General features: G+C 66.0%; 22 protein-coding genes. 7 read left to right on the forward strand and 15 right to left on the reverse strand.

The window, feature by feature from the left end:
* Position 1: 1 nt before the first annotated feature.
* The 5 genes from rsmD to MYCSP_RS15150 form a co-directional block, all read right to left on the reverse strand.
* A complete protein-coding gene (rsmD, locus tag MYCSP_RS15130; RefSeq protein WP_070909927.1) occupies positions 2-547 on the reverse strand; it encodes a 16S rRNA (guanine(966)-N(2))-methyltransferase RsmD in 546 nt (181 codons plus the stop codon).
* Complete coding sequence (locus tag MYCSP_RS15135; protein WP_088414198.1) at positions 544-3,927, reverse strand: pyruvate carboxylase; 3,384 nt, start codon at positions 3,925-3,927, stop codon at positions 544-546. The genes rsmD and MYCSP_RS15135 overlap by 4 nt, the downstream gene beginning before the upstream one ends.
* A 61-nt stretch (positions 3,928-3,988) precedes the next feature.
* A complete protein-coding gene (locus MYCSP_RS15140; RefSeq protein WP_088414200.1) occupies positions 3,989-4,558 on the reverse strand; it encodes a vitamin K epoxide reductase family protein in 570 nt (189 codons plus the stop codon).
* Positions 4,555-5,328: a DsbA family protein gene (locus MYCSP_RS15145; RefSeq protein WP_088414202.1), complete on the reverse strand. Its 774-nt coding sequence runs from the start codon at positions 5,326-5,328 to the stop codon at positions 4,555-4,557. Before MYCSP_RS15145 ends, MYCSP_RS15140 begins: the two co-directional genes overlap by 4 nt.
* A 22-nt stretch (positions 5,329-5,350) precedes the next feature.
* The gene (locus tag MYCSP_RS15150; RefSeq protein ID WP_083019749.1) at positions 5,351-6,397 is read right to left on the reverse strand and encodes an alpha/beta hydrolase; all 1,047 of its coding nucleotides are present in this window, start codon (positions 6,395-6,397) and stop codon (positions 5,351-5,353) included.
* A 35-nt stretch (positions 6,398-6,432) separates the two neighbouring features.
* Here MYCSP_RS15150 and MYCSP_RS15155 point away from each other — a divergent pair, with 35 nt between their 5' ends.
* On the forward strand, positions 6,433-7,317 hold the full coding sequence (locus MYCSP_RS15155) for an LLM class flavin-dependent oxidoreductase (protein WP_083019747.1): 885 nt from the start codon (positions 6,433-6,435) through the stop codon (positions 7,315-7,317).
* On the opposite strand, the gene MYCSP_RS15160 is transcribed toward MYCSP_RS15155, so the two are convergent.
* The 4 genes from MYCSP_RS15160 to MYCSP_RS15175 are packed head-to-tail and all read right to left on the reverse strand — an operon-like array spanning position 7,301 to position 12,689.
* The gene (locus MYCSP_RS15160) at positions 7,301-8,014 is read right to left on the reverse strand and encodes a cutinase family protein (protein WP_162266245.1); all 714 of its coding nucleotides are present in this window, start codon (positions 8,012-8,014) and stop codon (positions 7,301-7,303) included. The genes MYCSP_RS15155 and MYCSP_RS15160 overlap by 17 nt on opposite strands.
* A 38-nt stretch (positions 8,015-8,052) precedes the next feature.
* The gene (locus MYCSP_RS15165) at positions 8,053-8,775 is read right to left on the reverse strand and encodes an HNH endonuclease family protein (protein WP_088414204.1); all 723 of its coding nucleotides are present in this window, start codon (positions 8,773-8,775) and stop codon (positions 8,053-8,055) included.
* Positions 8,772-11,021 carry an ATP-dependent DNA helicase RecG gene (recG, locus tag MYCSP_RS15170; RefSeq protein WP_088414206.1) on the reverse strand — a complete coding sequence of 750 codons (2,250 nt, stop codon included), beginning with the start codon at positions 11,019-11,021 and terminating at the stop codon, positions 8,772-8,774. Before recG ends, MYCSP_RS15165 begins: the two co-directional genes overlap by 4 nt.
* Positions 11,022-11,030: 9 nt before the next feature.
* Positions 11,031-12,689: a DAK2 domain-containing protein gene (locus MYCSP_RS15175; protein ID WP_070909918.1), complete on the reverse strand. Its 1,659-nt coding sequence runs from the start codon at positions 12,687-12,689 to the stop codon at positions 11,031-11,033.
* A 132-nt stretch (positions 12,690-12,821) separates the two neighbouring features.
* Between MYCSP_RS15175 and rpmB the strand changes: the two genes are divergently transcribed.
* Both rpmB and MYCSP_RS15185 read left to right on the forward strand, forming a co-directional pair.
* Positions 12,822-13,019, forward strand: coding sequence for a 50S ribosomal protein L28 (rpmB, locus tag MYCSP_RS15180; protein ID WP_005056915.1), 198 nt, complete (start codon positions 12,822-12,824; stop codon positions 13,017-13,019).
* An 18-nt stretch (positions 13,020-13,037) separates the two neighbouring features.
* The gene (locus MYCSP_RS15185; RefSeq protein ID WP_070909917.1) at positions 13,038-13,805 is read left to right on the forward strand and encodes an enoyl-CoA hydratase/isomerase family protein; all 768 of its coding nucleotides are present in this window, start codon (positions 13,038-13,040) and stop codon (positions 13,803-13,805) included.
* 90 nt (positions 13,806-13,895) lie between these two features.
* Here MYCSP_RS15185 and MYCSP_RS15190 read toward each other — a convergent pair whose 3' ends face one another.
* The 3 genes from MYCSP_RS15190 to MYCSP_RS15200 are packed head-to-tail and all read right to left on the reverse strand — an operon-like array spanning position 13,896 to position 16,780.
* The gene (locus tag MYCSP_RS15190) at positions 13,896-15,146 is read right to left on the reverse strand and encodes a lipase family protein (protein WP_083019390.1); all 1,251 of its coding nucleotides are present in this window, start codon (positions 15,144-15,146) and stop codon (positions 13,896-13,898) included.
* The gene (locus tag MYCSP_RS15195) at positions 15,146-15,826 is read right to left on the reverse strand and encodes a uracil-DNA glycosylase (protein WP_070909915.1); all 681 of its coding nucleotides are present in this window, start codon (positions 15,824-15,826) and stop codon (positions 15,146-15,148) included. Before MYCSP_RS15195 ends, MYCSP_RS15190 begins: the two co-directional genes overlap by 1 nt.
* A gap of 6 nt (positions 15,827-15,832) precedes the next feature.
* Positions 15,833-16,780: a thiamine-phosphate kinase gene (locus tag MYCSP_RS15200; RefSeq protein ID WP_083019392.1), complete on the reverse strand. Its 948-nt coding sequence runs from the start codon at positions 16,778-16,780 to the stop codon at positions 15,833-15,835.
* A 17-nt stretch (positions 16,781-16,797) separates the two neighbouring features.
* On the opposite strand from MYCSP_RS15200, the gene MYCSP_RS15205 reads away from it, so the two are divergent.
* Positions 16,798-17,340: a DUF3515 domain-containing protein gene (locus MYCSP_RS15205; RefSeq protein ID WP_083019394.1), complete on the forward strand. Its 543-nt coding sequence runs from the start codon at positions 16,798-16,800 to the stop codon at positions 17,338-17,340.
* A gap of 33 nt (positions 17,341-17,373) precedes the next feature.
* On the opposite strand, the gene MYCSP_RS15210 is transcribed toward MYCSP_RS15205, so the two are convergent.
* The 3 genes from MYCSP_RS15210 to MYCSP_RS15220 are packed head-to-tail and all read right to left on the reverse strand — an operon-like array spanning position 17,374 to position 20,594.
* The gene (locus MYCSP_RS15210; protein WP_088414208.1) at positions 17,374-18,492 is read right to left on the reverse strand and encodes a D-alanine--D-alanine ligase family protein; all 1,119 of its coding nucleotides are present in this window, start codon (positions 18,490-18,492) and stop codon (positions 17,374-17,376) included.
* Between the two features lie 4 nt (positions 18,493-18,496).
* Entirely contained in the window at positions 18,497-19,609 is a 1,113-nt protein-coding gene (locus MYCSP_RS15215) for a cystathionine gamma-lyase (RefSeq protein WP_070909911.1), read from the reverse strand.
* Positions 19,610-19,613: 4 nt separating this feature from the next.
* Complete coding sequence (locus MYCSP_RS15220; RefSeq protein WP_234795446.1) at positions 19,614-20,594, reverse strand: NAD(P)H-dependent glycerol-3-phosphate dehydrogenase; 981 nt, start codon at positions 20,592-20,594, stop codon at positions 19,614-19,616.
* A 46-nt stretch (positions 20,595-20,640) separates the two neighbouring features.
* Here MYCSP_RS15220 and cofC point away from each other — a divergent pair, with 46 nt between their 5' ends.
* From cofC to mutT1, 3 genes are read left to right on the forward strand one after another with little or no spacing between them, the layout of a single operon-like run.
* Complete coding sequence (gene cofC, locus MYCSP_RS15225) at positions 20,641-21,264, forward strand: 2-phospho-L-lactate guanylyltransferase (RefSeq protein ID WP_083019398.1); 624 nt, start codon at positions 20,641-20,643, stop codon at positions 21,262-21,264.
* Between the two features lie 17 nt (positions 21,265-21,281).
* Positions 21,282-23,408 (forward strand): RNA degradosome polyphosphate kinase, encoded by a 2,127-nt coding sequence (locus MYCSP_RS15230; RefSeq protein ID WP_083019400.1) that lies wholly within the window; start codon positions 21,282-21,284, stop codon positions 23,406-23,408.
* Between the two features lie 49 nt (positions 23,409-23,457).
* Positions 23,458-24,393 (forward strand): 8-oxo-(d)GTP phosphatase MutT1, encoded by a 936-nt coding sequence (mutT1, locus tag MYCSP_RS15235; RefSeq protein ID WP_088414210.1) that lies wholly within the window; start codon positions 23,458-23,460, stop codon positions 24,391-24,393.
* Positions 24,394-24,418 lie beyond the last annotated feature (25 nt).

A 24,418-nucleotide genomic window follows, 5' to 3' on the forward strand; every position in this document is an offset into this window, starting at 1 on the left:
CTTACAGGGACCCCAGCTCCAGCCGGGTGCCACCGTACCTCCGGGAAGACACCTCCCAGCCATCCGGCCATACCGCCTCGGGGCCCGACGCATCGCGCTCCAGCACTACCAGCGCGTCGTCATTGACCCAATGGTCCGTCAGCCGCGACAGCAGAGCCGAAACCTCTTCGGCAGAAACCGAATACGGCGGATCGGCCAGCACAAGGTCGTAGGCGCGATTGGGTGATGTCGACAGGAACGTCGACACCGGAGACTGCCGCAGCTCGGTACCCGGCAGCCCCACCGCCGAGATATTGGCCGAGATCACCTTCGACGCCGCTGCGTTCGACTCGACGAACGTCACATGCTCGGCACCGCGCGAGAGCGCCTCCAGCCCCAGTGCACCGGAACCGGCGAAGAGATCGAGCACCACGATCCCCTCGAAGTCCAAGCGCGCCTCGAGCATGCTGAACAACGCCTCGCGTACCCGATCCGTCGTGGGACGGGTTCCCTTCGGCGGCACCGCGATCCGGCGCCCTCCCGCGGCACCGGCGATGATCCGGGTCAGCTGATCACCACCAACAGATCTCCACCCTCAACCTGAGAGGTCTCGGTCAGCGCCACCCGCGCGACGGTGCCCGCCTTGGGCGCGGTGATCGAGGCCTCCATCTTCATGGCCTCGATGGTTCCGATGGTCTCCCCTGCCGAAACCTCCTGGCCGGAAACCACGTTGAGGGTCACCACACCGGCGAAGGGTGCGGGCACGTGATCGGCGTTCGCCCGGTCGGCCTTCTCCGCACTGGCCACCGCGCTCTCGATGCTCCTGTCGCGTACCTGCACCGGACGCAGCTGTCCGTTGAGGATGCACATCACCGTGCGCATCCCGTGCTCGTCGGCATCGGAGATCGCTTCCAGCCCAATGAGCAGCTCGACACCCTTCTCCAGCTTGACGCGGTGCTCCTCGCCGTACCGCAGACCGTAGAAGAACTGGTTGGCCGAAAGGCGCGACGTGTCGCCATACTGCTCGCGGTGCGCCAGGAATTCCTTGGTGGGTCCGGGGAACAACAGCCGGTTCAGCGCCGCCCGCCGAGTCGCGCTGTCGCCGTCGAGCTGAGCCTGGTCCTCGGCGGTGAGCGCAACCTCCGCACGAGCCGGCCCACGTCCTTCGAGCGCACGGGTGCGGAACGGCTCGGGCCAGCCGCCCGGCGGGTCACCGAGCTCGCCGCGCAGGAATCCGATCACAGACTCCGGAATATCGAAACGTCCCGGGTCCGAGGCGAATTCGTCGGCGCCCACACCGGTACCCACCAGTGCCAGCGCGAGATCGCCCACCACCTTCGACGACGGCGTCACCTTGACCAAGCGGCCAAGCATGCGGTCCGCGGCGGCGTAACGCGCCTCGATCTCCTCGAACTGATCTCCCAGTCCCAGCGCGATGGCCTGCTGGCGCAGGTTCGACAGCTGGCCACCGGGGATCTCATGCGTGTACACGCGTCCGGTCGGCGACGGAAGCCCGGATTCGAAGGGGGCGTACACCTTTCGCAGTGCCTCCCAGTATGGCTCCAGGTCGCACACGGCAGTCAGCGACACACCCGTGTCGTATTCGCTATGTGCGGCCGCGGCCACAATCGCCGACAGCGAGGGCTGGCTGGTGGTGCCGGCCATCGGCGCCGCGGCACCGTCCACCGCGTCGGCGCCGGCCTGCCAGGCCGCCAGGTAGGTGGCCAACTGTCCACCCGCGGTGTCGTGCGTGTGCACGTGTACTGGCAGATCGAATCGCGAGCGCAGCGCCGTTACCAGAGTTGCCGCGGCGGGCGGGCGCAGCAGGCCCGCCATGTCCTTGATGGCCAGCACGTGCGCACCCGCGTCGACGATCTGCTCGGCGAGCTTCAGGTAGTAATCGAGCGTGTAGAGGTTCTCACCGGGGTTGGACAGATCGCCGGTGTAACACATCGCCACCTCGGCCACCGATGTGCCGACCTCACGCACCGCATCGATCGCCGGACGCATGGCCTCGATGTTGTTGAGTGCATCGAAGATTCGGTAGATGTCCACACCGGTGGCGGTGGCCTCGCGAATGAACGCCTTGGTCACCGTTTCCGGATACGGCGTGTACCCCACTGTGTTCCGTCCGCGCAGCAGCATCTGCAGGCAGATATTCGGGACGGCCTCACGCAGGTCGGCCAGTCGCTCCCACGGATCTTCCTTCAGGAAGCGAAGTGCCACATCGTATGTCGCACCGCCCCAGGCTTCGATCGAGAGTAGCTCCGGAGTCAACCGCGCCACGTACGGCGCGACCGCCAGGAGACCGGTGGTGCGCAGCCGGGTGGCCAGCAGCGACTGATGGGCATCACGGAACGTGGTGTCGGTCAGACCGACCGCCTTCTGTTCGCGCAGCGCCTTGGCGAAACCCTCCGGCCCGAGTTCCAACAACCGCTGACGCGACCCGTTCGGGGGCGGTACCGATAGATCGATGGCAGGCAGCTTGTCGTGCGGGTACACCGTGGAGGGCTTGGCACCGTGCGGCTTGTTGACGGTGACATCGGCCAGGTAGTTCAGGATCTTCGTGCCACGGTCCGCCGAGGATCGCGCCGTCAGTAGCTGCGGGCGTTCCTCGATGAACGAGGTGGTGACGTGCCCGGCACGGAAATCCGGGTCGTCCAGAACCGCCTGCAGGAACGGGATATTGGTGGCGACGCCACGGATGCGGAACTCGGCGACCGCGCGACGGGCGCGAGCCACCGCGGTCTGGAAGTCTCGCCCACGGCAGGTCAACTTCACCAGCATGGAGTCGAAGTGCGCGCCTACCTCGGCGCCGAGGGTGGTGCCACCGTCGAGGCGGATGCCCGCACCACCGGGGCTGCGGTACGCGGTGATGCGACCGGTGTCGGGCCGGAAGCCGTTGGCGGGGTCCTCGGTGGTGATCCGGCATTGCAAGGCCGCGCCGCGCGGCGTGATCGAATCCTGATGCAAGCCAAGATCGTCGAGGGTTTCACCGGAGGCGATGCGCAGCTGGCTCGCCACCAGGTCCACATCGGTGATCTCCTCGGTGACGGTGTGCTCCACCTGGATTCGCGGATTCATCTCGATGAAGACATGGTGACCGCGCTCGTCGAGCAGGAACTCGACGGTGCCCGCGCAGCTGTAGCCGATGTGGCGGGCGAAGGCGACAGCATCCGAACAGATCTTCTCGCGCAGCTCGGCGGGAAGGTTGGGCGCGGGGGCCAGTTCGATGACCTTCTGGTGGCGCCGCTGCACGCTACAGTCGCGCTCGTACAGGTGGATGACGTTTCCGGCGGTGTCCGCGAGGATCTGCACCTCGATATGCCGGGGGTTGATGACGGCCTGCTCCAGGAAGACCGTCGGGTCACCGAACGCCGACTCGGCCTCGCGGCTGGCTGCCTCGATCGACTCACGCAGCTGCTCGCGCTCGGCGACGCGGCGCATGCCGCGACCGCCGCCACCGGCCACTGCCTTGACGAATACCGGGAACTCCATGGACTCCGAGGCCGTCAGCAGGTCATCGACGGAAGCCGAGGGCTCCGACGACGCCAATACCGGTAGCCCCGCCTCCCTCGCGGCGGCGATGGCGCGGGCCTTGTTGCCGGTCAGCTCCAGGACATCGGCGGGCGGTCCGACGAAGGTGATACCGGCCTTGGCACATGCCGCGGCCAGGTCCGGGTTCTCGGACAGGAATCCGTAACCGGGGTAGATCGCATCGACACCGGCGTTCCTGGCCGCGTTGACGACCTCGGAAACCGACAGATAGGCGCGGACCGGATGGCCCTTCTCGCCGATCTGATAGGCCTCGTCGGCCTTCAGCCGATGACCCGAGTTGCGGTCTTCATAGGGGTAGACAGCGACGGTTTCGGCACCTAGTTCGTAGGCGGCACGAAATGCCCGGATCGCAATCTCACCGCGGTTGGCGACAAGAACCTTCGAGAACATAGTCACTGACCGTACCGTGAGGATTCAGCGAACGCGCATCCGCTGAACTTCACAAATCGGTTCAGACGAGTGTGATCCAGTAATCCCAGAATCGCTCGACGATCGCCAGGATCACCGCGGCGAACCAGAACGCCACCAGCGACCATCGCCACTGGTACAGAATTCGTGCCCAGCGCCGAGACCCCAATGGCCGCAAGGCAATCGAAGTGCTGACGACAAACAGCGGAATCGTTACCGACCAGACCACCATGCAGTACGGGCACAACGCACCGATGCGGTACAGGCTCTGGAAGATCAACCAGTGGACGAAGACCACACCCAATAGGCTGCCGATGGCCAGACCGCTCCAGTACCAGCGCGGCAGCTCCACCTTGGCCACCGACAGCACGCCCGTCACCAACACCACCGTGAAGGCCACGACGCCGATGAGCGAATTGGGGAATCCGAAAGCCGAGGCCTGCTCGGTCGTCATCACCGAACCGCAGGAGATGATCGGGTTCAGGCTGCACGACGGCACATACGTCGGATCGATCAGGATCTCGATCTTCTCGACGGTCAGGGCCAGCGCGGCGGCCAGCCCGGCCACCCCTGCGACGAGTGCGTACCAGGCGGTCGCGGGACGAAGTGTCACTGCAGGCCCGGAACCGGTCCGGTGATATCCGTGACGGCCTTGACCAAGTCGGCCGGGGTGGTGTTCTTCCCGAGCTCCCAGTCCTTGCCGTTGATCCGGATCGTGGGTGTGGCCTGGATGTTGAGCTTCGGACCGAGCTCCTTGACCATGTTGATGTACTTCTTGTCCTTGATGCACTTGGACACCGCATCGGAGGCGCCCACGCCCTTGGCCTGCTCGATCAGCCACTTGTCGTCATGCCAGGTCTTGGAGTTGACCTCATCGGGCTGCTTGTTCGGGTCGTAGAGCTCCGCATGGAACTTGAGGAACAGGTCGGTGGACTGGTCGGCCACGCAATAGGCCGCCGCCGATGCGCGGGACGAGTAGTCGCGTTTGAGCCTGGGCACGTCCAGAATGCCGACCATGTCGTAGTCGGCGCGCACCGCGCCGGTGTCGATGAGCTTCTTGACGGAGGGCCCGAATTCCTGCTCGAACATGGCGCAAGCCGGGCAGATCGGATCCTCGATCAGCGTCAGGACCACCTTGGGCTCGGTGGTTCCCTCTTTGGTGATCAGCTTGGCCGGGCCGGGGGTGACCACCTCGATCGCCTTGACCTCGCCCGCGGGCGGTGCCGGCGGGCCGGGGTCCTTCTTGTTCTTGACGACGATGAAACCGACCAGCCCCGCGGCGAACAGCACGACGATCGCCGTCAACGCGATTTGGATCAGTTGGCTTCGGCGCTGCTCCGCCTTCTTGAGGTCGTAGCTAGGAGGTTGCTTCGGTTTGGCCACGCGAACAGCCTACCGGGCAGAATTAGCGAGACAGGTGCGCGCGCAGCGCCGACGTGAGCTCGTCCACCGCGGCCGCCGGGGCACCACGCAGCCGAGCCATGTTGTAGAAGCCGTGAATCAGCGAGCCCTGTACGCGCAGGTCCACCGGCACTCCGGCGGCGCGCAACTTCTCCGCGTACTCGTTGCCCTCGTCACGTAACGGGTCGAATCCAGCCGTCGTGATCAGCGCCGGCGGCAATCCCGACAGGTCCGCCGCCAGAATCGGTGACACTTGGGGGTCGGCCTTGTCGACATTGGACCCGTCCAGATAGTGACTTTCGAACATGTCCATGGCCGACTTGGTGAGGAAGAAGCCCTCGGCGAAGAGATCGCGCGACGGCCTGCGCACGGTGAAGTCGACGGCCGGGTAGATCAGGAACTGCAGCAGCGGCAGCTGCGCCCCGGTGTCACGCGCCTGCTGCGAGACGACCGCGGCCAGGTTGCCACCCGCACTGTCACCACCGACCGCCACCCGATCGGGCGCGGCACCGAATTCGGCGGCATGCTCGACGACCCACAGGTAGGCGGCCAGGCAGTCCTCGGCGGCCGCGGGCGCCTTGTGCTCCGGGGCCAGCCGATAGTCCACCGACAGCACCGACACGCCGGCGTCGCGGCTGGTCTGCCGACACGCCTGATCGTGTGTTTCCAGGTCGCCGATCACCCAGCCTCCACCATGGAAGAACACCAGGACGGCACCCGTGTCCTCCACGACCGGCCGGTAATGCCGAACCGGGATGGGCCCGGCAGGCCCGGGAATGGAGAAGTTGCGCACCTGCGCGACGGGGGTGCTGAACGACAGGAGCGCCGACTGCTTGCTGATGTTGGCGCGGCTGGCCTCGACGTCCTCGCCCTTCGTGATCTCCCCTTCGCCCAGCAGCTCCATACCGCGCAATAGCAGCTGGGTCGACGGGTCGAGGATGTTGCCGTCGATGATCACCTGACGGCCGGCCAAGGCCCGTCGCACGGGGATCGGAATGTGCGGTGTCGCGGCGGTGCTGGCACGCAGAGCGAGGTCGCGGAAGGGGCTCACGACCTAACCGTAGCGAGAACTCCTAGGCTGCCGGTATGGATATCGGCATTGCCCTGCCATTCATGTGCCGGGAGTACACCCGCGAGTCGACGATCGCCTGGGCACGCCTCGCCGATGAGGGCCCGTTCTCCACGGTTTCTTCCGGCGAGCGCATCTCGTATCACAACCAGGACATGTGGGTGACGCTCGCGGCGGCGGCAGCAGTCACCGAACGTGTCGGCCTACTCGCGAATGTCTCTGTGCTGCCGGCACATCCGGTGCCTTTGGTCGCCAAGCAGGCGGCAACCCTGGACGTGTTGTCCGAAGGCCGCTTCACCCTGGGAGTGGGTGTCGGCGGCCGCGAACACGACTATCGCTCGTTGGACGCATCGTTCGATCGACGCCACCAGCGCCTCGATGACCAGGTGGCCGAACTGCGCCGGTTGTGGAGAGGCGAGCCGCCGTTCGAGGGCGCCGATCCGGTCGGTCCCTCCCCCGTTCAGGCAGGCGGTCCGCCCATCGTCGCCGCCGCGATCGGTCCGAAATCCCTGGCCCGCGCGGCACGATGGGCCGACGGCATCACCGGCTTCAGTGTTTCCGGTGCGCCCTCCGAGCTCGCCTACTCCGCGGGCGCCGCGCGCGCAGCGTGGCAGGAGGCCGGGCACTCCGAACCACCGGTGCTGTCGAGCGGCTGCTTCTACACCTTGGGTATCGCCGACGCCGAGTCCGAACTGAAGCAGTTCACCAGCGACTACCTGGCGATCTTCGGATCTCAGATCGCCGAGAACGTACCGAAGACGCTGACCAACTTCGAGGCCGACGCACTGAGTCGCACCCTGGACGGTGCCGAAGAGGCCGGGCTGGATGAATTCATCCTGGTGCCAGGGGCATCCGATGTCGCGGTGATCGAGGCAACAATCGAACTCATCGAGAAGCGCTAGCCAACTCCGCGGTCGAGGAGATCTGCCGCGCCGCGAAATCCGCAGCCTGGCTGGTCATCCCGTTGTCCCCGTACGAGCCGTGGGCGGCGTTGTCACTGCCGTCGGGAGAGCAGATCGGATCTTCCGGGACGCACATGTCGACCGTCTTGCCCGCGTACAGGTGCCCGATGTTGATCGGGGGCGCCGTGTTGTCAATCCGTTGGAGGAATCCGCTGGACGGCTTGCCGAACAACGCCACCGCAGCGACATGGTCCGCCACCTCCGGCGGCATCGGTCCGGTGATGCCCTCCGGCAACTCGAAGCCCGGGGGCACCGCATCGGCGGTGGTGTACGCGACGACAGCCGCACCCTGCGAGAAGCCGCCCATCACGATCTTGGTGTCGGGACACCGCGCAGCGATGTCCTTGACACGATTGCTGGCATCGATCACACCATCGGCCGCGGTCGCGAAGGCCAGGGACGCCGGATAGTCGACGGGATAGACCTCCACCGACTTGCCCTTGGTCCGGGCCCGCAACGCGCTGACAAACGCCTCTCCGGTACCACCCGCACCTGGTGGCTCAAAAGTGCCACGCGCGAACACGACTTCGACATCGGGGCATGCAGCAGCGGCTGCAGCAGGAATGCCGACGGGCGAGCTGAACAGCGCAGACGCCACCGCCACGGCAAGTAACCAGGCCCACCGAACTCTCTTCATTTACGACCACCACCTGTTTGGGCTTCCCACCCTGTCTATCACAGATTCAACGGTTGTGGACAGGTGTGCGCCGCCTCACGGATGGCCTGGGCTGACCGCTCGTCGAGCGAAAGGTGGTATCCGCGAATCACTTCCGCGAATTGCATGGAGTACTGACACCAAAAAGCCTTATTGGGAGGCATCCAGCTAGAAGGCCCCTGATCACCCTTGTCTTTGTTCGCCTGGCCTTGCACCGCGATCAGGTTGGCGGGATCATTGGCAAAGCGCCAGCGCATCGCGGGCTGCCATTCGCGCGCACCCATGTCCCATGCGTAGGCCAGGGGCACGATGTGATCGATCTGAACCGATTCCCCGCTTTTCGGTCCACGAGTAAACGCAATCTGCGCTCCGGTGTACGGATCATGAAGTAGGCCGGCACCCACCGCGCTCGGGCATCTGCGCGTGTACACGAAGGTCTTGTCGATCAAATCGCGATTCAGGATGTCGTTGCGCGTGTCGCAGCCGTTGTGACCGCTGGGCGCGTCCGTGTCGTCGGACCAGGCATCGCCGAATTCGCTGCGCTGATAGTCGCTGCCCCGCATCCGCTTGGGCACCACGGTCACTCCGGCCAGCGGATCTTGCCCAGGCGCAAGAGTGGGAATATTCGCTTGTCCGGCAACGGCATTGGCCCGTTGCAACCGGTATCGAGCCGTCACCTGGTAGGCCACCACCACTGCGATCGCCACCGCGATGGCGAGGACGAGAATGGTGCGATTCCTCACGACTTGTCCAGGTACTCGATCTGATCGGTAATCAGGAAACGGCGCGCCATCGCTGCCAGGGCCGGCCGCTTCGTCAACTCGGGGTCCTCGGCGCAAGCCCGCACCGCCATATCCCGCGCGGTCTCGATCATGTCGCGGTGATCCATGAGGGAAAGCAGCCGCAGGTTCACCGCACGACCGGACTGGTCACGCCCCAGCACGTCGCCCTCGCGCCGCTCCTCCAGATCCAGCTCGGCCAGGGTGAATCCATCAATGGTGTCCTGCACCGCACGCAGCCTTCTGCCCGCCGAACCCCCTGGGCTGCAGGGACTTACCAGTAGGCACAGGCCCTTGTTGCCGCCACGCCCGACCCGGCCGCGTAGCTGGTGCAGCTGGCTGATACCAAACCTGTCGGCATCCATGATCAGCATCACCGTCGCGTTGGGGACATCGACACCGACCTCGATCACGGTGGTACACACCAGAACGTCGATCTCACCCGCGTTGAACGCGGCCATGACCGCATCCTTCTGCTCCGACGGCAGCCGGCCGTGCAGCAGCCCGATGCGCAACCCCGGGAGCAGTGAACCGCGAATGGTCTCGTACAACTCGGTGACGGGCACCGGTGGCGGACGCTTCTCCTCCGGTTCAGCGGAGTCCAGAGCACCGTTGTCCACGTCGTCGGCATCGATTCGGGAGGCCACCACATAGGCCTGCCTGCCAGCGGCCACCTCCTCGGCGATCCGCTCCCAGCCGCGCGCGAGCCAGCCCGGTTTCTCGCGGGTGAACACCGCCGTGGTGGTGATGGGCTGGCGGCCTCGCGGCAGCTCGCGCAGTGTCGAGGTCTCCAGGTCACCGAACACCGTCAGTGCCACCGTGCGCGGGATCGGTGTGGCCGTCATGACCAGTAGGTGCGGAACGATACCCTCGGGGGCCTTGGCGCGCAGTCGGTCTCGCTGCTCGACACCGAACCGGTGCTGCTCGTCCACCACCACCAGACCCAGATTGTGGAAATCCACCGAGTCCTGCAACAGGGCGTGGGTTCCGATCACAATGCCCGCGAGCCCGGTTGCCACGTCGGCCTTGACCTGTTTCTTGACCGCCGGCGACATCGACCCGGTGAGCAGCGCGATGCTGGTCGCGTCGTCGGGAGCCCCCAATTCCCCTGCAGTGGCCAGAGATCCGAGCATCGCCCGCAGCGACCGGGCGTGTTGCACGGCCAGCACCTCGGTGGGGGCCAGCAGGGCACACTGATATCCGGCGTCGATCGCCTGCATCATCGCCAGCAGCGCGACGACCGTCTTGCCGGAGCCCACCTCGCCCTGCAGCAGCCGGTTCATCGGCTTGACACCGGCGAGATCAGCGCCGATCTCGGCAACCACCTGCTGCTGCCCCTCCGTGAGCTCGAAAGGCAACTGGCTCAGCAGATCCGTACGCAGCTTGCCCTCGGTGAGCGGCATCGGCGGACCCGCCGACCCGACATCGCTGCCGCGCCGCATGGCCAGTGCGAGCTGAAGACCCAGCGCCTCGTCGAACGCCAAACGCCTGCGTGCCTGTTTCTGTTCGGAGGCGTCCTCCGACATGTGAATCTTGCGCAACGCCTCGTCGAGGGACATCAAGTTGTACTCGTCCAGCACGGCATCCGGCAGCGCCTCGGGCACCGGGTCCAACTGGGTGAGCACCTGATCGACGCACCGATAGATGTCCCAGCTTTCCAGGTTCTTGGTGGCGGGGTAGATCGGAAACACATTGCGCTGGAATGCCGAAATGGCCGTGGACGCGTCACGTGCCGCCCCGGCGATACCGCGCAATGCGGTGCTCCCCCGGGTTGTCGTGCTCTCGCCGAGCGCCGTTTCCAGCACCAGGTAGTCCGGATGTGTCAGCTGGGGCTTACCGCGGAATTCTCCGACCGCTCCAGAAAGCATGACCCGATTGCCTACCTCCAGATCGCGTTTCACCTTGTGCGGGTGAAAGAAGGTGGCCTGCACGGCGTGTGGGGCGCTGCCCAAGGTGACAGAGAGAAACTGACCCTTGCGGTTGCGCATGCTCTTGAGTTCCGCGGAGGTGATGAACCCCACCAGGGTGGTGTGTTCGCCCGGCTTGGCGCGTTCCCCATCCTGCTCGTCGCGCAGGCTGAAGTCGGTGCTGTACCGGCGCGGGTAGTGGTGCAGAAGGTCTTCGACCGTCAGCAGACCGAATTCGGCATCCAGAACATCGGATGCCTTGTGACCTAATACGTGATCCAGGCGGTCGGATAGTTCAGCCACTGTGTTCCGTCACTCCACACCGATATGGACGACGTCGGTGTGCTGCCCGGTGCGATAGATCATCACCTCGACGCCGCCGTGGTGCGACCGCGTGTGCTCGACCAACGCCTCGGCAAGAGACTCGTCCACCTTGTCCGACAGCAGCACCGTCACCAGCTCGCCACCGGAGGACAACATGATGCTCACCAAAGCCTTTGTGGCATTCGCGACGTCATGGCTGAGCACCAACACCTCGTCACCGATGATGCCCATCGCGTCCCCCGGCTCACAGGTGCCCGACCAGGTGAGGGCACGCTCCGTGGCCACCCGCACCAACCCGAATCGGGTGGCACCCGCCGCCCGCGCCATGGTGTAGCTGTCGTCGACCGCCATGCGCTCCGGATCGTGCACCGCCAGCGCCGCCAGGCCCTGTGCCATGGACGCCGAGGGCAGCGGGATCACCGTGATCCCCCAACCGCGGGCCGCCGCGCAGACCGCCACCAGCTCCTCGGCCGCCATCAATCCGTTGGGCAACACCATGATCTGATGTGCGCCGCTGTCGACCACCGCATCCAGCAGACGCTTCGCACTCGCGGGTGGTTCATCGACGCGCAGCACCTGGGCACCCTCGCTGGAGAAGAGTGTGGCCGCGCCGTCACCCTCTGCCAGTGCCAGCACCCGGCGATGCCGGTGCCGTCCGTCGTGATGTCCCCCTCCCACATCACCGCGCAGTGAGGAGATCTGGATCGACTGCGGGACACCGAACTTCATCCCCGCCTCGATGGCGGCCCCGGCATCGTTGACGTGTGCGTGCACCGAGTACCCCATCGAGCCGTCGCCGGCGATCGCGATGGAATCCCCCATCGCATCGAGCTGGGTGCGCAGATCGCCGATCTGCAACTCGTCACACCCGCACAGCAGGTACATGACCTCGAACTCCGGCGGGAGCTCGCGGGGTGGATCCAGGTTCAGCCCGCCCGAAGCTCGCCCCGGCCCGGCCACCCATACCTGTGAGGGCGCGTGCTTCGGCGGTGACGGGCTGTACTCGCGGCGACTGGGCAGCTCTCCGGCCACCACCGATACCAGGGCGTCGAGTATGACGACAAGGCCGCGCGCTCCGGCATCGACCACACCGTTGTCGGCGAGCACGTCGAGCTGCTTGGGTGTCTTCTCCAGAGCGGCCACGGCGGCGTCGGCAGCGGTGATGACGAGTACCGGCAGATCGTCGGCTTGCCCACCGTCAGCGACTCGGTCGGCCGCCTCGGCGGCCGCGGCCAGCACCGAGACGATGGTGCCCTCGACCGGAGTGCTCATCGAGGCGATGACGAACTGCGATGCCTGTCGCAACGCGCGGCGCACCACCTCGGCACCGATGGCGTCCTGGTCATTGGCGGCATCGGCGATGCCGCGCACGATCTGAGACAGGATCACCCCCGAGTTCCCCCTGGCACCGTGCACCGCCCCACGCGCCAGCGCGGCGGCGACCTGGGCGACCGTGGCACCCTCACCCAGGGCCTCGGCGGCATTGACCGCCGAGCGCATGGTGAACAGCATGTTGGTGCCGGTATCGGCATCGGCGACCGGGAACACGTTCAGCCGGTTGATCTCGTCGCTGCGAGCGATCAGCCCCTCGACGGAGGCGCGCGCCCAATCGAGCAGCGCAGCGCTGTCCAATACCGAGAGCTGCATGTGAGAAAGCCTATCTACCGGAGCCGACACAGCCCATTTTGGTGTTCACAGGCCGGTCAAGCTATCCTTGCAGGGTTGTGGGCCACCCTGACCAGGTCGTTGGCCGGAATCGCGAGTTTGAGGAGTTTCACTATGGCTGCCGTCTGCGACGTGTGCGGCAAGGGACCCGGCTTCGGCAAGTCGGTTTCGCACTCGCACCGGCGTACCAACCGTCGCTGGAACCCGAACATCCAGACGGTTCACGCCGTCACCTCCCCCGGTGGCAACAAGCAGCGCGTCAACGCCTGCACCTCCTGCATCAAGGCCGGCAAGGTCGTTCGCGGCGCCTGATAGCGTCCGTGACCTGCTGTGACTTCTGATTACATCGCCGTTCACAACGGCGTTCTGCACATCACCATCGCCACCGCGGCGGCCGGTACCTCGCTGGACTTCGCCGGCGTAGACGCCGCCGTGCCGGTGCTGCGGGATCTTCCGGCCGAGGTCGGCGCGATCTTGCTGACCAGCAGCGGTGCCAACTTCTGCGCCGGTGGCAATGTGCGCGACTTCGCCGGTGCCGAGGACCGGGCGGCCAAGCTCAACGATCTCGCCGGTCGCCTGCATGATTTCGTGCGTGCGGTCAGCGCCGCCGATCGCCCGGTGGTGGCCTCCGTACACGGTTGGGCCGCCGGCGGCGGACTGAGCCTGGTGCTGCTGGCCGATATCGCGATCGGTGGCGAGTCGACCAAGTTGCGTGCCGCCTACCCGGGTATCGGTTATTCCTCGGACGGCGGCATGTCCTGGGCGCTGCCCCGGGTCGTCGGCAAGGCACGCGCCGCCGACATTCTGCTGACTGATCGCGTGGTCGAGGCCCCCGAGGCGCTGTCCATCGGACTGCTGAGCCGCGTGGTCGCCGACGACGAGGTGCAGGCCACCGCCGTGGCCACCGCCGAGAAGCTGGCCGCCGGTCCCCGCGAGGCCCAGAACCGCATTCGTCGCCTGCTGCGTCTGAGCGCCGACAACACCCTCGACGCACAGCTGGACCTGGAGCAGGTCAGCATCGCCGAGGCCTCGGTCAGCCCGACCGGTGTCGAGGGCGTCGACGCCTTCGTGGGCAAGCGCAAGCCCGTCTGGCCCTGATCTCACCGCGTCACCTCATCGAGCGCATACCAGGCGCACGAATTTCGCCCCGATCACCTGCACCAGGTATGCACTCGGCGTGGCGCGTTCCTAGCCTTGCAGCTTCTTTCTAATCCAGTTGACGACCCACGGGATCGCCACCATGTCCGCGGTGACATGCTCCCCGGGCAGAGCCCAGTAGTCGACCTCGGCACCGTTGGCGCGCCATGCGTCGCGCAGCGCAATCGCTCCCTCTTCGGGGATGAACAGATCGCCGACCGCCTTGCTGCGCGAACCGTGATACAGCAGCACCGGCATGGTCGGTGTGAGCGTGCCCGGCCGGTTGGCGGAGATAACGTGGCGTCCCAGCTCCGATTCGAAGGGCAGCTCGATCGCCGAGAGCAAGTCCAGGTCGAATCGAAGCAGCCCGGCCGCGGCCAGTGGGGGCTGCGGCATGTCCTTGGCCCGGATCGCGCAGTAGAGCGCGAAGTCGCCGAATATCTGCACCAGTTCCGGGAACTCGCGGGCCTGGCCAATGGTGGCGGCCGCGAACAGACCCGCGCCCAGACCGCGGTTCATGCTGCCGTACAGCAAGGCGTAGTCCGTGGGCGTTCCTCCTGCTGCCGCGGCCGCGATACGCAGCTCGGGTGCGTATGTCGGCTGCAACTGGGCCGCCCACACGGTGGCGATGGCTCCACCGCTGTAGCCGTGCATGACAATCGGTGAGTCGGCGAGATCGGGCCGCTCGGAGAGCATTCCGCGCACCGAGTCCAGCACTGCGTGCCCTGCCATCTTTCCGGCCGCATAGGACATCCGCGGGCCTTCGTGATCCGGAAACAACACGGCATAGTTCTGTGCGGACAGGAACGGAAACATCGGCGGATTGTCCCGGTACCACAGGTGGGACAAGCGATAGGACGGCGTGAACTTCAGTCCCAGAGAGTTGATGGCCTGGTTGCGCACCACCACCGGACGTGAGCCGGGCCCATGCCACGGACGCTCCGGCTCGATCAACGCCGCCGTCACCGGGACGGCATTGCCCGCGGTATCGGTGGAGCGCACCATGATCCGCTGCATGGTCGCCCTACGCAGCGGCAGCCGTGGCGACACCCGATCGGCCCGGACCACTTCCCCAGGCGCCAGCAAGCTCAGATCGCCTGGATCGCTGTAGAAGTGGTCACCGGTGATCGGAGTCGGCAAGATGGCCGAGTACGGGTCTGCGCGCTGCTCCACCGAGAGCCGACGGGCGGCCCAGTCGTTGAGCCGGTCCACCACGGCCGGTGTGCGCAGGGCGGTACCGCCCGTCGCCACAGCGGCCGTGACACCACCCAGGGCCGCCAACGCGCCCGTCGACCAACGCATTACGGCAGCCGCCAGTCGATCGGCTGGGCACCCAACTCGGTGAGCAACTCGTTGGCGCGGCTGAAGGGCTTGGAGCCGAAGAATCCGCGCGAGGCGGACAAGGGCGACGGATGCACCGATTCGATGGTCGGCACGCCGGGCCCCAGCATCGGCTTGAGGGTCGACGCGTCACGTCCCCACAGAATGGCGACCAGCGGGGTACCTCGCGCGACAAGCGCCTTGATCGCGCATTCGGTCACGATCTCCCAACCCTTGCCCCGATGCGAGGCCGGATTGCTCGGCCGCACGGTCAGCACTCTGTTCAGGAGCATCACCCCCTGCTGCGACCACGGCGTCAGATCACCGTTGGCGGGCTTGGGCAGGCCGAGATCGCTCTGATACTCCTCGAAGATGTTGGCCAGACTGCGTGGCAGCGGCCGCACATCCGCGGCCACCGAAAAGCTCAGTCCGATGGCGTGCCCAGGTGTCGGGTAGGGATCCTGTCCGACGATGAGCACCCGAACATCGGCCAGCGGATAGGTGAAGGCGCGCAGCACGTTTGCCCCGGCGGGCAGGTACCCACGGCCCGAGGAGTTCTCCTCGCGGAGGAACTCGCCCATCTTGGCCACCTGATCGGCAACGGGACCCAGCGCATCGGCCCAGCCGGGATCAACCAGCTCGGCGAGAGGTCGGGCAGTCACGAAGAGTCAACTTAGCCGAAAAGAATCCCACCCGGTTGCCCGAGTCCAGGGTGCGCCATCAACCGTCACACCCGTTTGCCCCGCCGTCACCTGCCCGATGCGGACCCAGCCCGCCGGGACCTCACCGGAAAAGGTCGCGACCAGCGCATGATCCTCTCCACCGGTCAGGACCCATTCCCAGGGATCGGCACCGAGCAGGCCCGCGGCGGAGGCCAGCGGCGCCAGGTACGGCTCCAGGCTCGGTGAGCTCAGGTCGATGTGCACCGCGCTCGACTCCGCGATATGCCCTAGGTCGGCCAAGAGCCCGTCGGAGACGTCGGTCATCGCCGTCGCTCCCGCCAATGCGGCGACCGGCCCCTGCCCGTAGGGCGGCTGTGGCACCAGGTGCACCTGGCGCAGCTCGGGAAATTCGTCAATCCCCTGCTGCCACAACCGGAATCCCGCCGACGACGTGCCCAGCGCACCGCACACGGCGACGGTGTCCCCCACCGCGGCGCCACCGCGGGTCACCGGTGCGCGACCCTGCAGGTCGCCGAGCACAGTCACCGAGATCACCAGTTCGGGCGCGGACACCAGATCTCCACCCGCGATCGACGCCCGCACCCGCGCCGCCTCCGCCCACACTCCCTCGTTGAGCTGGTCGAGGAACTCGACATCGGTGTCCGCGGGTGCACCCACCGCGACCACAAAGGCGGTGACCCGTCCACCCATTGCCTCGATATCCGCGGCGTTCTGCGCCACCGCTTTTCGGCCGATATCCGACGGCGACGACCAGTCCAGCCGAAAATGTCTGTCCTGCACCAACATATCCGTGGAGACCACCACGCGATTGTCGGCAGCGGCGACCACCGCGGCGTCATCCCCCGGACCGAGCAGCACATCGTCCCCGAGGTCACGCCCCGCTGTGAGCCGGCTGATCACGCCGAACTCGCCGGTATCGCCCAGATTTGGCACTCGGTTAGTGTAGGCCCGTGCAATCCGAAGACGGCCCTCCCCGCAAGCTCCTTATCGGTATCGCGGTTTTCGGTGCGGTGGCAGCACTCGCAGTACTCTTCGGCGTTCTGAAGTTCGCGCAATTCCAGGACGACAAGAAGCCCATGGCAGTCACTAATATCCCTGCACCAGAAGCTAATTCAAAGCTCTGCTTGGATATGGCCAAGGCCTACCCGGTCGGCATGGCGGGCGACTGGAAGCGAGTAGAGATCGTGGAGCCCAAACCACCGGCCGCAGCGGCGTGGCGCCGCGGCAAGGACTCGGTGGTCGCACGCTGCGGTGTCGACCGGCCTGCCGAGTTCGCGGTCGGCACCTCTGTCGAGCAGATCAACGGGGTGCAGTGGTTTCGCGTCACCGATGCCGCAATCGGGGTGACCACCTGGTACGTCGTGGACCGCGGTGTCTACATCGCACTGACGATGCCCGACGGGGCGGGTTCGGAACCGCTGACGGAGATGTCCGACGCAATCGCCAAGGCGCTACCCGCCGTCAAGCCCGATCCGGTACCGCTGCCTCGCTGAACTACCTCGTTAGACGCTCTTCGCGCATGCGGCTCATCGCAAGCCCGTTCCGCGCGCCAGCGCGGTGCGCACCATCGCGTCCAGCAGTGCCGGGTAGTCGACGCCCGTGGCCGCCCACATCCGGGGATACATGGAAATGGTGGTGAACCCGGGCATGGTGTTGATCTCGTTGATCAACGGACCGTCCTCGGTCAGGAAGAAGTCCACCCGCGCCAGCCCCTGGCAGTCGATCGCGCGGAAGGCCGACACCGCCAGCTCGCGGATCTGATCGCTCACGTCGTCGTCGACCTTGGCCGGCACGTCCAGTTCCGCGGTGTCGTCGAGGTATTTGGTCTCGAAGTCGTAGAAAGCGGCCGCACCCGTCTCAGCCTCATAGATGCCTTCGACTCGGATCTCACCGAGCACGCTGCCCCGGATGTCCCCGTCGGGGAACTCCAGCACTCCGCACTCCAGTTCCCGCCCGATGATGGCTGCCTCGATGATCACCTTCGGATCGAACTGGCGCGCATGCGCGATCGCGGCCGGCAGATCCTCCCATGCGGTCACCCGTGAGACTCCGAATGACGAGCCCGCCCGGGCGGGCTTCACGAAGACCGGAAGTCCAAGCTCTTCCCGCTGATCGAGCGTCAGCGTGGTCTCACTCGGCCTGATCACCGCGTACTTGCCGATCGGAAGTCCCTCGGCAGCCAGCAGCTTCTTGGTGAACTCCTTGTCCATACCGGCCGCACTCGCGAGCACGCCAGCGCCCACATAGGGCACCCCGGCCAGCTCCAGCAGCCCTTGAATGGTGCCGTCCTCGCCGTAGGGACCGTGCAGAACGGGGAACACCACATCCACCGCGGCCAATACCTGGCCGGCGGCACTCGAGTCGACATTCACCAGTTGACCCGCACGACGCGGATCCGTGGCGAGCACCAGCTCGGTACCAGATGCGTCGGTGACCTGCGGCAACGTGCGATCACTGATCGCCAGCTGTGCCGGATCGCCATCGGTCAGCACCCAGCCACCCTCGGGGGTCACCCCTACCGCGACCACCTCGTAGGCGTCCTGGTCGAGATTGCGCAGAATGCTGCCCGCGGACACGCAGGAAATCGCGTGCTCACTACTGCGCCCGCCGAAAACGAGCGCGACCTTGATCCGGGATGCATTCACAGTGTCAGACCGTACCGGCTGCAAGCGCGGCCTCGATGTCGACCAGCAGATCGTCGGTGTCCTCGATGCCCAGCGAGATCCGCGCGAATCCGTCCGGAACCGCGTCTCCCCAACGCGCCCGGCGGTCCACCGAGGTGTGCACACCGCCGAAACTCGTCGAGGCCGCCAACAGCTCGCTGCGCCGCACCAGCGCATGCACGGCATCGGCGCTGGCCAGCTCGATCGACACCAGTGATCCGAATCGGCTCATCTGGGTCGATGCCACGGGATGGGATGGATCACCGGCCAGGCCCGGGTAACGCACCGATGCCACCGCGGGATGCTCACGCAGCATCGTCGCCAGCGCCAGCGCGTTCTGGCATTGACGTTCGAATCGCAACCCGGCGGTCGCGAGGCTGCGCGCACCCAGCCATGCCTCGAACGGCCCCAGGATGGCACCGGCCCGAGACCGCTCCTGCACGACGGCCGCCAGCAGGTCCTCGCGCGATCCCGCGACATATCCCGCGATCAGATCACTGTGGCCCGAGAGTGCCTTCGTCGCGCTGGCCACCACCAGATCGGCACCCAGCTCCAGGGGCAGCTGCCCCATCGGGGTGGCCGTGGTGTTGTCGACCACCAGCACGCCGCCGTGCTCATGCGTCTCACGCGCCAGCAATGCCAGGTCAACGACGTCGAGCCGCGGGTTCGACGGCGTCTCCGCCACCACCACATCGGCCTGCGCGGCCGCGCCCACGATCTGATCCGCCGTGACCGCGATCACGTTGATTCCCAGCGCTGCAAGGTTTTCCGTGGCGTAACGCCGAGTCTGGTAGTACCCGTCCTCCGGGACCACCAGAGTCTGCCCGGGACGGATCAACGCACGCAATGTCGAGGTGATCGCGCCCATCCCGGAGCTGAACACCAATGCGCTGTCGGCTCGTTCGAGTGTCGCCAGACCCGATTCCCATTGTCGCCAGCTGGGATTGGAGGCGCGCCCATACGTGTCCAGGGAGTCATCCTCGGGCACCGGCAGATGATAGGCGGAGGCGAATACCGGCCCCGCGAGAAAGGGCTGCCCGGCAACGGGTTCGGCGGTGGCGGCCACTACGGCCCGGGTCGATATCCCTGGCTCTGGCATGTGCTTACTCCGGTTTGGTACTGCGCCCCAACAGTTGGGCGACGGCATCGGTGACGCTCAGTCCGCGATGACAGACGCCATGAACAGCCTCGGTGAGCGGCATCTCGACGTCATAGCTCGACGCCAGCGCCAGGATGGACTCACACGAGGTCACTCCCTCTGCGACCCTACCGCCGCCGGCATTGCGTGCTTCCTGCAGCGTCTCCCCGCTACCCAACCTCATGCCGAAGGTCCGGTTCCGCGAATGCGCCGAGGTGCAGGTGGCCACCAGGTCGCCGACGCCCGCCAGGCCCGCCAGCGTGGTGTGGCTGGCGCCCAGCGCCAGCCCCAGTCGCGTGATCTCGGCCAGGCCGCGCGTAATGATGGTGGCTATCGTGTTCTCTCCCAAGCCAACTCCCGCAGCCATTCCACAGCTGAGGGCGATCACGTTCTTGCACGCGCCCCCCACCTCGCAACCCACGACATCAGAGTTGGTGTACGGACGGAAGTAGCGCGTGGAAAACGCGCGCTGCAAAGCGACGGCCCTGGTCGAGTCGGTACACCCGATGACGGTGGCAGCGGGCTGGCCCGCGGCGATCTCGCTGGCCAGGTTCGGACCGGTCAGCACCGCGACCCGGCTCGGGTCGGTACCCAGTACCTGCGTGACCACCTGGCTCATCCGCATGAGCGTGCCCACCTCGATGCCCTTGGCCAGACTCACCACCGACGACCGGGGCTCGATGAGGTCGGCCCAGGGCGTCAGGTTGGCGCGCAGGGACTGCGACGGCACCGCCAGCAGCACCAGCTCGGCGCCCTGCAGTGCCTCTTCGGCCACCCCGGTGGCCACGATCGAGGCGGGCAGATCCACATCGCTGAGGTACACCGAGTTTCGGTGCGTCGCGTTGATCTCGTCGGCCAATTCGGATCGGCGTGCCCACAAACGGACATCGTGACCGGCGTCGGCAAGCACCTTGCCCAACGCGGTCCCCCAGGAACCAGCACCCATCACCGCAGCCGTGGCCATGGCAGACACCCTAGCGGGGGCTGGCACCATGGAGTACGTGGGCAGACAGGCTGACGCAGACTTCGGCGTGATCATCGCGGTCAAGAACCTGGCGACCGCGAAAAGTCGGCTGGCGCCGTCGCTACCCGCACCCGAGCGGGAGCGTCTGGTGCTGGGAATGCTCACGCACGCCATCTCCGTCGCATTCACCGCCGCCGGCACCGTGGCGGTGATCAGCCCCGATCCCGCCGCGAAAGCCGCAGCAGGAGAAGCCGGAGCCCGGTTCATCTTCGACGACACCCCGCAGGGCCATCCCGATCCACTGAACAACGCGCTGCGCGGTGCGGCAGCGCAGCTTCGCGTGTCATCACCGAATCTTGTTGTGTTGCAGGCCGACCTTCCGGCGGTGACGGCCGAGGAATTCGCCGAGGCCATGCAGGCCGCACGGGCTCATTCACGCAGTTTCGTCGCCGATCGGCACGGCACCGGCACCGCGGCGCTGTTCAGCACCGATGGTGACCTGAACCCGTTGTTCGGGGTCGATTCGGCACGGCGACACCGAGATTCGGGGGGCATCCCGCTAACCGGAGATTGGCCTGGCCTACGCTGCGACGTGGATACCCCGGACGATCTGTCCGTGGCCCGTGAGCTGGGGGCCGCACTACTGCTCTGAGCCGGTCCGATAACTCTATGATCACAAGGGTGACCACACCGAGCGTTCCCCCGGCCGCGACCACGATCACCTCGGGTGAGGAGCTGCCCGAAGATCGGTACCTCAACCGGGAGCTCTCGTGGCTGGACTTCAACGCGCGGGTGCTCGCCCTTGCTGCAGACGAATCGCTGCCCATCCTGGAGCGCGCCAAATTCCTGGCGATCTTCGCATCCAACCTGGACGAGTTCTATATGGTCCGCGTCGCTGGTTTGAAGCGCCGTGACGAGACCGGGTTGTCGGTGCGTTCGGCCGACGGCCTGTCACCGCGCGAGCAGCTCAAACTGATCGGCGAGCGCACACAGGAGATCTCGGTCCAGCACGCCCGGGTGTTCAGTGATTCGGTGCGCCCCGAGCTCGCCGAAAACGGCATCTTCGTCGTCACTTGGGCCGACCTGTCCGAGGACGAGCGGAGCTATCTGTCCTCATACTTCACAGACCAGGTCTTCCCGGTGCTGACCCCGCTGGCCGTCGACCCCGCGCACCCCTTCCCCTATATATCCGGACTGAGCCTCAATCTGGCGATCACGGTCCAGGTCCCCGAAACGGGCGGTCAGCATTTCGCCCGAATCAAGGTGCCTGACAACGTGGATCGCTTTGTCCGGCTGCGCAGCCCCGACGGAACCGGAACCACCCAGACCGCGCGTTTCCTTCCCATGGAAGAGCTCATCGCCGCGCACCTATCGGCCCTGTTCCCGGGCCTGGAGATCGTCGAGCACCACGCGTTCCGTATTACGCGCAATGCCGATTTCGAGGTCGAGGAGGACCGGGACGAGGATCTGCTGCAGGCACTTGAGCGGGAATTAGCCCGCCGGCGCTTCGGCTCTCCGGTGCGCCTCGAGGTTGCCGACGACATGACCGAGCACATGCTGGAACTGCTCCTACGCGAGCTGGACGTGGATCCCGGTGATGTGGTGCAGGTTCCCGGGCTGCTGGACCTCTCGTGCTTGTGGCAGGTCTATGGCGTGGATCGCCCCGCACTCAAGGATCCGACGTTTGTGCCGGCGACTCATCCCGCGTTCGGGCAGGGCGAGACCCCCAAGAGCATCTTTTCCACATTGCGCGACGGCGATGTGTTGGTTCATCACCCGTACGACTCGTTCTCCACCAGCGTGCAACGGTTTATCGAGCAGGCTGCTGCCGATCCGCAGGTGCTTGCCATCAAGCAGACGCTGTACCGCACCTCCGGCGACTCCCCCATCGTGAACTCGCTCATCGACGCCGCCGAGGCCGGTAAGCAGGTCGTCGCCCTGGTGGAGATCAAGGCACGCTTCGACGAGCAGGCCAACATCAAGTGGGCCCGCGCCCTGGAAGACGCAGGCGTGCATGTGGTCTACGGGTTGATCGGCCTGAAAACGCACTGCAAGACCGCCCTGGTGGTGCGCCGTGAGGGCTCTGCCATCCGTCGGTACTGCCACATCGGCACCGGGAACTACAACCCGAAGACCGCCCGCCTCTACGAAGATGTCGGCCTGCTGACCAGTGCGCCGGAAATCGGCGCCGACCTCACCGACCTGTTCAACTCCCTCACCGGGTACTCGCGAAAGGTCTCCTACCGCAACCTGTTAGTGGCGCCACACGGAATACGTGCCGGGATCGTCGATCGCATCGACCGTGAGATCGCCGCGCATCGTGCCGGGCAAGACGCCCGGATCCGGCTGAAGATGAACGCCCTGGTCGACGAGCAGGTGATCGACGCGCTGTACCGCGCCTCCCAGGCCGGGGTTCCCGTTGAGGTGGTGGTTCGCGGTATCTGCGCACTGCGGCCCGGTGTTCCCGAGTACTCCGGAACCATCACCGTACGATCCATTCTCGGCCGGTTCCTTGAACATTCGCGCATCATTCACTTCAACGCCATCGACGAATTCTGGATCGGCAGCGCCGACATGATGCATCGTAATCTGGACCGGCGGGTCGAAGTCCTTGCCCGCGTCACCGACCCGAAGCTCACCGCCCAGCTCGACGATATGTTCACCTCCGCGTTGGACTCCCACACCCGCTGCTGGGAGCTGCAGCCCGACGGCCAGTGGTTGGCCTCGCCTGCGGACGGCGAGGAGGTGCGCGACCACCAGGTCGAAATGATGAAACGGCACCGCTCGCACACATGAACCAGCCCAGGTTCCCCGGCTGAACAACTCTCCCCCCGAAGGAGCTTTCGTGCCCGATCCGACCACCCGGACCGGTGCAGCGGTCCTCGCCGCCGGAGCCGCACTCTGGCGGTACCAGGAAAAACCTGGCCAGGACGGCACTGCCGGCGCCATCGAAGTAGCGCTGGTGCACCGACCACGATACGACGATTGGTCACTGCCCAAAGGGAAACTCGACCCTGGTGAGACCGCTGCCATCGCCGCGGTCCGCGAGATCGCCGAGGAGACCGGATTCACCGCGCGGCTCGGCAGGCGGTTGCCGTCGGTGAGTTATCCGGTGGCCCAGGGAACCAAGCGCGTCAGATATTGGGCGGCACAAGTTTTGGACGGCAAGTTTGAAGCCAACCATGAAGTCGACGAGATTCAGTGGCTACCGGTAACGCGCGCGATCAAGACGGTCAGCTATGCCGTTGACCGGAAAGTGCTGCGAAATTTCGCAAAGCACGAAATTGATACTCGGACATTGATCATTGTGCGCCACGCAAAGGCGGGGCGAAAGGAAAGGTATTCGGGCGACGACACACTGCGGCCACTGGACAAGAAAGGCCGCGCCCAGGCCGAGGCGCTTACCGGGCAATTACTTGCATTCGGTGCCAGCGCGATTCACTCCGCAGATCGACTGCGCTGCCGCCAGACCGTGGAACCGCTTGCCGAGGAGCTGAACACGGTGATCTACAGCGAGCCCGCGCTCAGTGAGGAGGCCTATTGGGCCGACCGCAGGCGTGCCCATCACCGGATTCTGGAAATCGCCGGATTGGACGGTATCCGGGTGGTATGCACACAAGGCCGGGTCATCCCAGACCTGATTAAGTGGTGGGCGGATCGCGACGGTGTCCGCCCCGATAAATCGCGTAACCGCAAGGGCAGCATGTGGGTGCTGTCGATGCGCGGCCAGAAACTGCTGGCCGCAGACCATCTGGACAGCCCACTTCCGGCCGGCGGCTAGACGCCGGCACCACCCGAAAAGCAAC

It is taken from the genome of Mycobacteroides saopaulense, assembly GCF_001456355.1.
Taxonomy (GTDB): domain Bacteria; phylum Actinomycetota; class Actinomycetes; order Mycobacteriales; family Mycobacteriaceae; genus Mycobacterium; species Mycobacterium saopaulense.

Coding starts and splice junctions, on each gene's coding strand:
- MYCSP_RS15135 (WP_088414198.1), bottom strand. CDS start 3,927: ATGTTCTCGAAGGTTCTTGTCGCCAACCGCGGTGAGATTGCGATCCGG.
- MYCSP_RS15155 (WP_083019747.1), top strand. CDS start 6,433: ATGGATATCGGCATTGCCCTGCCATTCATGTGCCGGGAGTACACCCGC.
- MYCSP_RS15160 (WP_162266245.1), bottom strand. CDS start 8,014: ATGAAGAGAGTTCGGTGGGCCTGGTTACTTGCCGTGGCGGTGGCGTCT.
- MYCSP_RS15175 (WP_070909918.1), bottom strand. CDS start 12,689: ATGCAGCTCTCGGTATTGGACAGCGCTGCGCTGCTCGATTGGGCGCGC.
- rpmB (WP_005056915.1), top strand. CDS start 12,822: ATGGCTGCCGTCTGCGACGTGTGCGGCAAGGGACCCGGCTTCGGCAAG.
- MYCSP_RS15190 (WP_083019390.1), bottom strand. CDS start 15,146: ATGCGTTGGTCGACGGGCGCGTTGGCGGCCCTGGGTGGTGTCACGGCC.
- MYCSP_RS15215 (WP_070909911.1), bottom strand. CDS start 19,609: ATGCCAGAGCCAGGGATATCGACCCGGGCCGTAGTGGCCGCCACCGCC.
- MYCSP_RS15220 (WP_234795446.1), bottom strand. CDS start 20,594: ATGGGTGCTGGTTCCTGGGGGACCGCGTTGGGCAAGGTGCTTGCCGAC.
- cofC (WP_083019398.1), top strand. CDS start 20,641: ATGGAGTACGTGGGCAGACAGGCTGACGCAGACTTCGGCGTGATCATC.
- MYCSP_RS15230 (WP_083019400.1), top strand. CDS start 21,282: ATGATCACAAGGGTGACCACACCGAGCGTTCCCCCGGCCGCGACCACG.